This is a genomic window from Devosia sp. (assembly GCF_028290625.1).
Classification (GTDB): domain Bacteria; phylum Pseudomonadota; class Alphaproteobacteria; order Rhizobiales; family Devosiaceae; genus Devosia.
Window position 1 is genome coordinate 1 of record NZ_JAQGJM010000052.1, and the last position, 10176, is coordinate 10176.

The window sequence follows — 10176 nt, forward strand, 5'->3', positions numbered from 1 at the left end:
CTGTGAAGCTGCAGGTGCCATTTTCAACAGCACACTGGCTCCAGACAGGGGTTGCCAATGTATCCGTATCATTACCGTTTTTATCTACAACCATAATGATTCCATCATCATTATTAAATGTATAAGGTGTCGTGGTCATAAATTCGGTAATGGCATATTTAAACCTGCTCTTATAACCATCATAGGAATTTTTAATGGGAAGCCCCAGGGTGGCATAGGGGACAGTGCCTATAAGTACAGTTTTATGCCCTGCCACCCCCCATGTTGGAGTAGTTGCGCGGCAGACATTGATGCTCGCCACAGTGCATGTCCCTACAGTACCAACGGCAACCTCTACACCATCTGCTGCAGAGCCCGCCGCTAGGCTGGGGTTTGCTGGTAGGGGATATCGCCCATATCTTGTCGCGTATTTGGCAAGCGCAGACTTAACGGCACCCATATTATTTGCTGTTTCTTCATTTATCGTTTTAAGCTGATAGCGTTGGTACATCTGCATATATGGAATGGCCAGCATGCTGATTATGATCAGCCCGATACAAACTTCAACCAGCGTAAAACCTTGCTGCCCGCTTTGTTTCGAATTTTGCCGAAAAAACACACCCATATAACGCCAATGCCCCAAAAAATGCAGAATGGTACAGTGTAATGGTACCTCAGAAAGATAAAAATTAGCTTTATTTTTTGGGAATTATGCAGGTATTCCAGTGATTAAGGGTCTTTTCAGAACTATCTGACATGATATAGTCCGGCTTGAAAGGTTAATCTTTTCATAATGTTATCTCATAACCCGCGCAAAGGTCTGGAATTATGCCCGTTTCCGCCATTAATCTTCAATCCCTCCTGACTGGCACCAATGCCGATTACATTGCCCATCTCTACACCCGCTATCTGCAAAATAAAGGCAGTGTCGACCCAAGCTGGCAGGCGTTTTTTGACGAGTTGAAGGATAACGAACTTGCGCTGCTGCAAGATATCGCAGGCGCAAGCTGGACCCCGGCGAACCAGAACGCTGCCTACCGCGCGGTTGATGGTTTCGATCTGGTCGATAATACTGCCAAGGACGCAAAACCGGCCAAGGGGCCGTCGGCAGGAATCAGTGATAAAGACATTCGGAACGCGGCGCTCGACTCCGTGCGCGCCCTGCAACTGATTGAAGCATACCGTGAGCGTGGGCATCTGCTTGCCTCGCTCGACCCGCTGCAAATGACAGAGCGCGGCCAGCATCCGGAGCTTGATCCCGGACATTACGGTTTCAGTGACGGCGATTTCGACCGCGCGATTTATATCAACGGTGTTCTTGGTCTGGAAACCGCAACCCTGCGCACCATCATCCAGACACTGCGTCAGACCTATTGCGATTCTATCGGCTATGAATATTTGCACATCTCTAACCCGACGGAGAAAGCGTGGATTCAAGGCAGGATCGAAGCTGCTGCAGCCGATCTTGGCGTTACCGCAAAACGCTCGATCCTGCAGCGTTTAACCGCGGCTGAATCATTCGAGAAATTCCTCAACGTCAAATACACCGGCACCAAGCGTTTCGGTCTCGATGGCGGTGAAGCGTTGATCCCCTCGATTGAAGAAATCATTTCGCACGGCGCGCAACTCGGTCTCGAAGAGGTCATCTTCGGCATGGCGCACCGTGGCCGCCTCAACGTTCTTACCAATGTTCTTGGCAAACCATTCACGGCGCTGTTCTCGGAGTTCCAGGGTAACCCGCCTAATCCGGATGACGTTCAGGGTTCAGGCGATGTGAAATATCACCTCGGCACCTCCACCGACCGCGTCTTTGATAACAAAGTGGTTCATTTGTCCTTAACCCCGAACCCGTCACACCTTGAAATCGTCAATCCGGTCGTGGTTGGCAAGGTTCGCGCCAAACAGGAGCAGCGCCGCGATGAAAAGCGCATCAAGGTCATGCCGATCCTGCTGCACGGTGATGCTGCTGTCGCCGGTCAGGGTGTTGTGCCTGAAACATTGATGATGTCGAACCTGCAGGGGTATAAAGTCGGCGGCACGATGCATATCGTCATCAACAACCAGATTGGTTTCACGACGCGTCCGCAATTCAGCCGTTCCGGCCCTTATTGCACAGATATTGCGAAAATGGTCGACGCGCCCATTTTTCACGTCAACGGCGATGATCCGGAAGCGGTTATCCGCGTTTCCCGCATTGCAATCGAATACCGTCAGGAATTCGGCAAGGACGTCTTTATCGATCTGATCTGTTATCGCCGCAATGGTCACAACGAAGGTGATGAGCCAGCCTTCACCCAGCCGCAAATGTATAAAACCATTCGCAACCATGAATCGACCCGCGCCATCTACGCCAAGCGCCTGATCGCCGAGAAAACGCTGAGTGAAGATGAGGCGCAGGCTATTCAGGACGAATTCGTCAGCTATCTTGAAACCGCGTTTGAAGCGACCAAGAGCTACAAGCCTAACAAGGCCGATATGCTGGAAGGCGCATGGACCGGCATGAAAATCGCCTATGGCGATGAACGTCGCGGCCTCACCGCCATTACTGAAGCGACCGCGCAACAGATTGGCGCTTCCATCACCGAAGTGCCGGACGGTTTCAACCTGAACCCGAAAATTGCACGCCAGATGGAAGCCAAAGCCGATATGTTCGCAACCGGTCAGGGTTTCGACTGGGCAACTGCTGAAGCCCTTGCTTTCGGTTCGCTCTCGGTTGAGGGTTTCCCGATCCGCCTCTCAGGTCAGGATGTTGGCCGCGGCACCTTCTCGCAACGTCACGCGATCGTTTATGATCAGGAGACCGAAACAAAATATCTGCCGCTGCAGCACATCGAAGATGGTCAGGCTCTCGTGGAAATCCACGACTCCCCATTGTCGGAAGAGGCTGTTCTCGCGTTTGAATACGGCTACACGCTCTCCGATCCAAAAACCCTCGTCATGTGGGAAGCGCAATTCGGTGATTTTGCCAACGGTGCGCAGGTCGTATTCGACCAGTTCATTGCCTCCGCTGAAACAAAATGGCTGCGCATGTCGGGCCTTGTCATGCTGCTGCCCCACGGTTGGGAGGGGCAGGGGCCGGAGCATTCCTCCGCGCGCCTCGAACGCTTTCTGCAACTTTCGGCTGAAGATAACTGGCAGGTATGCAATATCACCACCCCGGCCAACTACTTCCATGCTCTGCGCCGCCAGATGCACCGCGACTTTAGGAAACCTCTTGCGATTATGACGCCGAAATCATTGCTGCGTCATAAGCTGGCGGTGTCCCCTCTGAATATGATGACCGGTCAATCGACCTTCCACCGTGTGCTGTGGGATGATGCAAAAGACAAACTGAAATCAGGCAAGGATATCAAACGCGTCGTTATCTGTTCGGGCAAAGTCTATTACGATTTGTTCGAGGCACGTGAAAAGGCGGGCCTGAATGATGTGATGATCCTGCGTCTGGAGCAGATCTATCCATTCCCGGCCAAAGCCCTCGCCGCCGAGCTGGCGCAATATCCGAACGCGGAAGTGATCTGGTGCCAGGAGGAACCCTATAACCAGGGCGCGTGGCTCTTTGTCGATCGTCTGATCGAAGACGTACTGACCGGCTTGAAACACAAAGCAGCCCGTCCCAAATATGTCGGACGTGTTGCAGCTGCAGCCCCGGCAACGGGTCTCGCCAAACGCCATGCGGCGGAGCAGGCGAAACTGGTGGATGAGGCGCTGAAGGTCTGATGCCTGCGCCATTCCGGCTGTAGCCGGGACGCAGTATATTAAATGTGTTTTGAATCGGGGTTTTTCTTGCGAAAGAAGAGCCCCGGTTTGTATGGGTATTGATGGAAGATGGGACCCGGCTTTCGCCGGAATGACGATGAGTGAGGGAATCTAGCCTGATCTGCTCCCCCGTAATCCGTAAAAACATCCGGCTGTCACGGAGGAACTGACGCGCCGCCTTCATTTCGGCGCTGCGACCGCCGTGTTTGAAACCGTTCATACAGGAGCGTGCTTTTCCGGCGACACTGCGCGGGCCGGTGGATTTCAGCCATGGCCTCCGCACCCGCATCATCGCCGCCTGCCGGGCGCGGCGTTCCGCATTCCATCCGGAATTTTGCGGGCTGGGGGCCATTATTCATACGCCTTCATTAGTTTGGTCGTCGCTTCGGCTACTTTCCACTGCTGTTCCTGGGCCGCCTGGATTTTTTTGAGGGTTTCAATTCTTTGCAGGTGTTCGAGCGAAAGGCGGAATTGCGAATGCGCTTTGAGCGCCATCGCGTGATAATCCCGTCCATAGGTATCGCCTTGCTCGACATATTTGCCGAACAGCTTTTCAAGCCGGTCGGCATGGCAGAGCATGCGGTCTTGCAAATCGTTGAGGGAGGGAAGAGCGGACGCGTCCGCGGGCGTTTCGTGTTCGGTTTTCATGGCTTTATTATAGGAATAAAAACCCATAATGTCAAATTATTTTATTTGTTTACAGGGGGCTTATTATTTAATAGCGTTATACATTATAAAAAGGAATTCACTATGCGGCCTGATAAAGCAAAACTTATTACCTCAATCGTTTTTGGCGATCCTGACCGTCCGACTGTCTCATGGCTGGGGCGGCAATTTGAGAAGGCGGATGACCTGACGACACGCAGTATCAACAAAGTGGGCATCAGATATACGGCGCGCCTGATCGAACGCGAATTGACGAAGGCCGGTTTCCCGGAAGCCTCGGTAGCGACAATCAAATCTGTTTTGCAGGACAGCGCGTTGAGGGTTTTCACCGTCCTCGGGGATCGTCCGGCCTTTGCAGGGCCGCATCCTCAAACGCTGGGGGATATATTTGGTTATAAGGATCAAAAACTGTTTCATGTTTACGACCTGGATAAAACCATTCCCGACGGATGGCGCGAAAATTACTTTTCATTGATGCGGGATATCTTTACAGAAAACCTTTTAAAGAAGGATATCCGCTTCCCGGAAAAAATTGCCGAATCCGCCGCAGCACCGGCGATTGCCCTGCGCCAGAAAATGCTGAAGCTTTCAGCGGGAACGGTAGGCTTTGCCGTCGGCACAATACTTTCCCCGTTTTGTATCTGGATCGGCATTCTGCCGCATAATGTCGCGGGTGCCTTTGCAGAAGCGGTTTCGACGGCCCGTGTCTGCCCGGCCGAACAGCAGACGGGATTCAACTGCGCTTATAATGACATGAATTTTTATTGATATTTAAACGCTAGAACCACTGCGATAAAACAAGTTCACGCGCGCGCAGATGATCGAGCAGGGAATGCTCGCGGTTCTGATAGGCGGTCTTCTCATCCCCCTTGAAAGAATAACTGTGGAATTCGATCATCAGGTAATCAATTTCGCCAATCGTTCCGCGCGCCACCATATCTTCCAGCACATCATATTCGGCACCCTCAATATCCATCTTGATGGCAACGAACGGTGTCTGTCCCGCCGGTAAACTGCCTGCCAGATTTTTCAGCCACTTGGAAAAATCAATCGTTGGTACGATTGTCGGTTTGGTAAAATCTGTCTGGTGTGCGTCTTTATTCATCACCATCGTTGAGCCTTCCTGGATATGTGGCCCGGTCTCGGCGCCGGCAAGGAAGAACGATGTTTCACCGTCCTGCGTCGAGACCGCCGCAAAATGCATATCGCGCACATTCTTATGGCGGCGTTTGACGTTGTCGGCCTGCGGCTTGAAAATCGAATTGGCTTCAAATCCATAGAAGGTAAAATCAGGCAAGGCCCCCGCGAACAGCTCCATTACCTTGCACTGGTTAAAGCCGCAATCGATGAAAATTTTCGGCCCGCTATGGCCGGACGCCGCGCGCGCAATCGCCTGCGCCTCATTAAGGATTTTGCGGCGATGACGAATTTCGCGTTTAAAATTTTTGAAGTTGCGGCGGAGTGTTTTAAGCATGGGGTCTTTTAAAGCCAAAGCCTGCAAAACTCAAATCCGGCTATTGGTAAAGTTTGACAAATTACAGCAGTTAACATAAGTGTATGCGCCATGGCTAAAAAATTGCACAATATTGATACCCTTCATATCTCCGAAGCCCGTTTTATTGGCGAGGAGGGCAGGGTTACTTTTGTTCAGCCAGCCCTGGAGGGCGAGTATCTGCGTCCGGGCCGTGTCGCCTATGATAAGGACACGCACTATAAGAAACTGGTCTGTTCTCATTGCAGCGTCCGCGTCGATTTCAACAAGGGTGCAGGGGTCAATAGTGGCGGTGCCAATCTTCGCGGTTCACGTCCGCATTTCAAAACAGCGCCGAAGCAGGAACATGAAAAAAATTGCGATCTTCCCAAGCTTAATCATCAGCATTCAGATAGTGAAATCGATACCTCGATCGGCTTCCGTATTCATCTGAACGCAGATTTTAATGCTCCGCTGAATCATGGCAAACCTGTTTATGAGCGCGGCAAAGGGGGCAAAGTTGTTGCCAATGATGACCGTCTTAAACCTGTGGAAAAAATAATTGATCTGGGCCAGGGACAAACCAAAACGATCAATGTGTACCGCGAAAGCCTCGTTGTTCGTAACGTGAATGATATTGTGAATGTTATGCGCCGTGGTGAACTGGAGCGTCTGAAGGACTCTCTGGTTGTCAATAATGTGGCTGTGCCGTGGAACAGGTTCGCCATCCTCGGTGAAAACCGTTTGCGCAACCTTGTCCATCGTCTGCGTAACGGTGCGTCCCATCCGGTTATGTTGAAGGTGGGTCTTTATCAACCAGCCGATGGCAATTATGCTGAGTCCGCGAAAGTTTTCTTTGAACGCACCGAGAAGGGCGCAAGTTTTATTATTCCGCGCGTCTATATGGATAGCCCTGATGCAGCGGATGCCTTCCCGTCCCGCGGTGAGTATCTCGTTCTGGGCCTGCCCAAGTTAAGCTTTAACAAGCAAGGCGGTGCTTATTTCCTCAATATCAGTCTGAAAGATGCGGCCTGTGTTGCGCCCTATTTTGAAGGACAAATTCTTGCCGAAGCCAAAATGCGCGACGAAAGACGCCTTGCTTTAGCGCTGTAGCAGGCAAGGCCGTTTGTAACCAATATTATTCAACTTACACGAAATCTCATTATAAAATCAAAGCCACGGACTGTGGCGCTTCCCGTATTGCGGATAACTGCCTTTCAAAACGGCTTCGGCAGTAAGAAAGCGGGCGATACGGCCAATATCCTTGCGGATGCGTTCGCGATACCGATCACCTTCTTCGGGATTACGCATTTCGCAGTAACAGAAAATCCCCCTGTCTCTGTTGGAAAGAGATTCGATCCGGAATGCGGCGCTGTGGCCGGTGGCTTCCAGCATCAGGTTCCATTCAGTATGCATGCTGAAGGCATATTTGGTCTGGGGAAGATCGCGGTGAAAAATCTCAAAAGTAAGATGGCCGGTATTATCGGGAATCCGCGATGTCTCGGGAACCAGTCTGCAATTATGGCGACTGAGTTCGAATTCAAGCATCATCATCATTGCCACGGTGGGATGGGCACGCTTCTCGTGGATGTCATTGTATGAATTGCGACCCCAGCCTAGCGCCGTGGCGACTTTGGAAAAATAATAGCGCAACTCGTGTTGCATGCTAGCCCCCTGTCTGTTCTGATTTTAAGTGTTTATAGCCCATAGTGTAATTCTGTCAATTTAAGCTGGAATCCCCCAGTTTTCTAGGGGCTGGCCATTGACCAAAGCGGCAGAAAAAGCCACATTAGCCGCGTATAACCCCTCATCTTCTTGCAGGATTTTTAAATGGCCCAGATCGTTGTTCCCACCCTTGGTGAATCCGTTTCCGAAGCTACTGTTGCGCAGTGGCTGAAGAAGGAGGGCGATGCGGTCAGAGCCGATGAGCCGATCCTTGAGCTGGAAACCGACAAAGTCACTCTTGAAGTCAACGCTCCGGCCGCAGGCACTCTGGTCTCGATCAGCGTCAAACAGGGCGAGAATGTAAAAGTTGGCACCATCCTCGGTGAAATTGGCGCAGGTAATGCAGCAAATGATGCCAAGCCTGTAGCAGCGCCAGCTCCGGCAACTGTCCCGGCCAACATGACTCCATCCGCGCCGAAAGCAGATTCCGCCTCGATTGCGCCGGTCAGTAAAAATACAGACCCGGCAGCATTGCAGGGAACAGCCGCCCTTGAAAATTCAGGTCCGGCGGTACGCAAAATGGTTACCGATGGCAATGTCGATGTTTCTGGCATGCAAGGCTCGGGCAAAGATGGTCGCCTGACCAAGGAGGATGTCGTGCGCGGCGCAAGCGCGCCGACACCAGCAACGTCGGTTGCCACACCATCCGCGCCGCGTGAAACCGGCCCGCGTGAAGAGCGCGTGAAAATGACGCGTCTGCGTCAGCGTATCGCCGTTCGTTTGAAAGAGGCGCAAAACACAGCGGCGATGCTCACCACCTTCAACGAAGTCGATATGACGGCGGTGATGGAACTACGCAATAAATACAAGGACAGCTTTGAAAAGAAACACGGCGTCAAGATGGGCTTCATGTCTTTCTTCGTCAAAGCTGCTGTAGTTGCGCTGAAAGATCTTCCGGCTGTGAACGGTGAAATCAACGGCGACGATATTATTTACAAAAACTACTACGATCTCGGCGTTGCCGTTTCCACCCCGCAAGGGCTGGTGGTGCCGGTGGTCAAGGATTGCGATACCAAATCGATGGCCGCAATTGAAAAAGACATTGCCGACAAAGGCACCCGCGCCCGCGACGGTAAACTCAGCATCGACGAAATGATGGGCGGCACCTTCACCATCACCAATGGCGGCGTCTTCGGTTCGCTGATGTCGACCCCGATCCTGAACACACCGCAATCCGGTATCCTCGGCATGCACAAGATCCAGCAACGCCCGATTGTCATGCCGGACGGTTCAATTGCCGCCCGCCCGATGATGTATCTGGCCCTGTCCTACGATCACCGCATTGTTGATGGCCGTGAGGCTGTGACCTTCCTGGTCAAGATCAAGGAAGCGATTGAAGATCCGCAGCGTTTGATTTTGGATATTTAAAGAATTAAAAAACCCCGCGAAATGCGGGGTTTTTATTTGGTTTGATTATTTTGGCTGTCTGTTATTTTTTTGCAGATCGAAATAGTCGACAACTTTTCCAAAAACTCCCGGACGTGGCGGCACGGCAGGTTTTGGCTCGGTTGCAGGTTTGTTTCGATTATCTCTTTGCAGATCAAAATAATTTACGACGTTAGCCCACACTTCTTTAAGTTTCATATTAATTCTCCTTTATGAAAACGTAGCTTACATAACCACAGGCTCATAGTTTCCACAATGCAAAATTTGCAACAATCTAAACCATTGAAGTCAATAGAATTTTAGCCTCATCCAGCTGCCGGATGGCGTTTAAAGCCTCTAGATCACGGGCTGTCGCCGGGTCGCCCAGATGCAGCTTGTTGAGACCAGCGCCCACGATATTCACCAGTTCGCGCGATGTCGGCACCAGCGATGAATACAGATACTCGGCATGAATTTTCAAACCCAGCCGCGCAGCATTCATTAGAAGGCGGTTCACCGGTTCAAGGATAAAAGTATATTTTCCATGCGGATCGTTGAATTCCGGGGCATCGATGCGGCGCGTGTAACCCACCGCCAGATGCGGCTTGGCGCAGATGCTGAAGACTTTGCCATTAGGATCAAACGCCAATGCGACAGCAAAACGCTCGCCCGCCAGATTGGCGCGTGAATCAGAAATGACATCGAGAAAATCGGCCCGGGTTGCCGATTTCAAAGCGCCAACCACGATGGGCGCGTCATTGAAGGGTTTATAGTCATCGGGAATTTCAGCAATGGGCGTGATCGCCTGTTCCTTGCGGTTGAGTTCATAAACACTGATGCCTGCGCGCGCGCAGATCTGTAGCGACATGTTTTTGAAATGATCGCCTCGCCGTGCCGCGAAATCCTTATCAAAGCCCTTATGGTCGATATAGATCGTTTTGATGCCGGCTTCTGCAATATTCTTGGCGCAGTTGGGACAGAAGGGGTCAGTGACGCATAAACTTGCGCCCTCTGTTTCAGGCGAAGCGAGGATACAGGCGACTTCCGCGTGGATTGTGCCGCTGCTGCTGCCAATATCAATATCCTGACCGAAGGCCTGCTCGATCACGCCTGGCCAGTAATTGGTTTTCGAGACACTGAAAATTTCGGTAAAAAGCGTCGCCGCTACTTTATTGGTGGGGTGGACCGAAGTGTTGACCACATCAACGGCGCGT

At 51.6% G+C, this 10176-nt stretch carries 10 protein-coding genes; 4 read left to right on the top strand and 6 right to left on the bottom strand.

Annotation, left to right across the window (positions count from 1 at the left end):
• A partial coding sequence (locus tag JWR51_RS23780; RefSeq protein WP_299753600.1) for a prepilin-type N-terminal cleavage/methylation domain-containing protein occupies positions 1-604 on the bottom strand: 604 nt, incomplete at its 3' end.
• Between the two features lie 203 nt (positions 605-807).
• On the opposite strand from JWR51_RS23780, the gene JWR51_RS23785 reads away from it, so the two are divergent.
• Positions 808-3696 (top strand): 2-oxoglutarate dehydrogenase E1 component, encoded by a 2889-nt coding sequence (locus JWR51_RS23785; protein WP_299753602.1) that lies wholly within the window; start codon positions 808-810, stop codon positions 3694-3696.
• A gap of 390 nt (positions 3697-4086) precedes the next feature.
• Here the strand turns inward: JWR51_RS23785 and JWR51_RS23790 are convergent, their stop codons facing one another.
• Entirely contained in the window at positions 4087-4383 is a 297-nt protein-coding gene (locus tag JWR51_RS23790) for a hypothetical protein (protein ID WP_299753604.1), read from the bottom strand.
• Between the two features lie 102 nt (positions 4384-4485).
• Between JWR51_RS23790 and JWR51_RS23795 the strand changes: the two genes are divergently transcribed.
• Complete coding sequence (locus JWR51_RS23795) at positions 4486-5169, top strand: hypothetical protein (RefSeq protein WP_299753606.1); 684 nt, start codon at positions 4486-4488, stop codon at positions 5167-5169.
• 10 nt (positions 5170-5179) lie between these two features.
• On the opposite strand, the gene JWR51_RS23800 is transcribed toward JWR51_RS23795, so the two are convergent.
• Complete coding sequence (locus JWR51_RS23800; RefSeq protein ID WP_299753608.1) at positions 5180-5875, bottom strand: FkbM family methyltransferase; 696 nt, start codon at positions 5873-5875, stop codon at positions 5180-5182.
• Between the two features lie 90 nt (positions 5876-5965).
• Here JWR51_RS23800 and JWR51_RS23805 point away from each other — a divergent pair, with 90 nt between their 5' ends.
• A complete protein-coding gene (locus JWR51_RS23805; protein ID WP_299753610.1) occupies positions 5966-6985 on the top strand; it encodes a hypothetical protein in 1020 nt (339 codons plus the stop codon).
• Between the two features lie 57 nt (positions 6986-7042).
• Here the strand turns inward: JWR51_RS23805 and JWR51_RS23810 are convergent, their stop codons facing one another.
• Positions 7043-7537, bottom strand: coding sequence for a hypothetical protein (locus JWR51_RS23810; RefSeq protein WP_299753612.1), 495 nt, complete (start codon positions 7535-7537; stop codon positions 7043-7045).
• Between the two features lie 165 nt (positions 7538-7702).
• Between JWR51_RS23810 and odhB the strand changes: the two genes are divergently transcribed.
• A complete protein-coding gene (gene odhB, locus JWR51_RS23815; protein WP_299753614.1) occupies positions 7703-8965 on the top strand; it encodes a 2-oxoglutarate dehydrogenase complex dihydrolipoyllysine-residue succinyltransferase in 1263 nt (420 codons plus the stop codon).
• A gap of 45 nt (positions 8966-9010) precedes the next feature.
• Here the strand turns inward: odhB and JWR51_RS23820 are convergent, their stop codons facing one another.
• Both JWR51_RS23820 and JWR51_RS23825 read right to left on the bottom strand, forming a co-directional pair.
• Entirely contained in the window at positions 9011-9181 is a 171-nt protein-coding gene (locus tag JWR51_RS23820) for a hypothetical protein (RefSeq protein ID WP_299753616.1), read from the bottom strand.
• 76 nt (positions 9182-9257) lie between these two features.
• The coding region (locus JWR51_RS23825) for a hypothetical protein (RefSeq protein ID WP_299753618.1) at positions 9258-10176 on the bottom strand (919 nt) is incomplete at its 5' end.

Excerpts from the sequence above, each read along its gene's own strand:
- odhB (WP_299753614.1), top strand. The coding sequence starts at position 7,703 with ATGGCCCAGATCGTTGTTCCCACCCTTGGTGAATCCGTTTCCGAAGCT.
- JWR51_RS23805 (WP_299753610.1), top strand. The coding sequence starts at position 5,966 with ATGGCTAAAAAATTGCACAATATTGATACCCTTCATATCTCCGAAGCC.
- JWR51_RS23800 (WP_299753608.1), bottom strand. The coding sequence starts at position 5,875 with ATGCTTAAAACACTCCGCCGCAACTTCAAAAATTTTAAACGCGAAATT.
- JWR51_RS23790 (WP_299753604.1), bottom strand. The coding sequence starts at position 4,383 with ATGAAAACCGAACACGAAACGCCCGCGGACGCGTCCGCTCTTCCCTCC.
- JWR51_RS23820 (WP_299753616.1), bottom strand. The coding sequence starts at position 9,181 with ATGAAACTTAAAGAAGTGTGGGCTAACGTCGTAAATTATTTTGATCTG.
- JWR51_RS23795 (WP_299753606.1), top strand. The coding sequence starts at position 4,486 with ATGCGGCCTGATAAAGCAAAACTTATTACCTCAATCGTTTTTGGCGAT.
- JWR51_RS23810 (WP_299753612.1), bottom strand. The coding sequence starts at position 7,537 with ATGCAACACGAGTTGCGCTATTATTTTTCCAAAGTCGCCACGGCGCTA.
- JWR51_RS23785 (WP_299753602.1), top strand. The coding sequence starts at position 808 with ATGCCCGTTTCCGCCATTAATCTTCAATCCCTCCTGACTGGCACCAAT.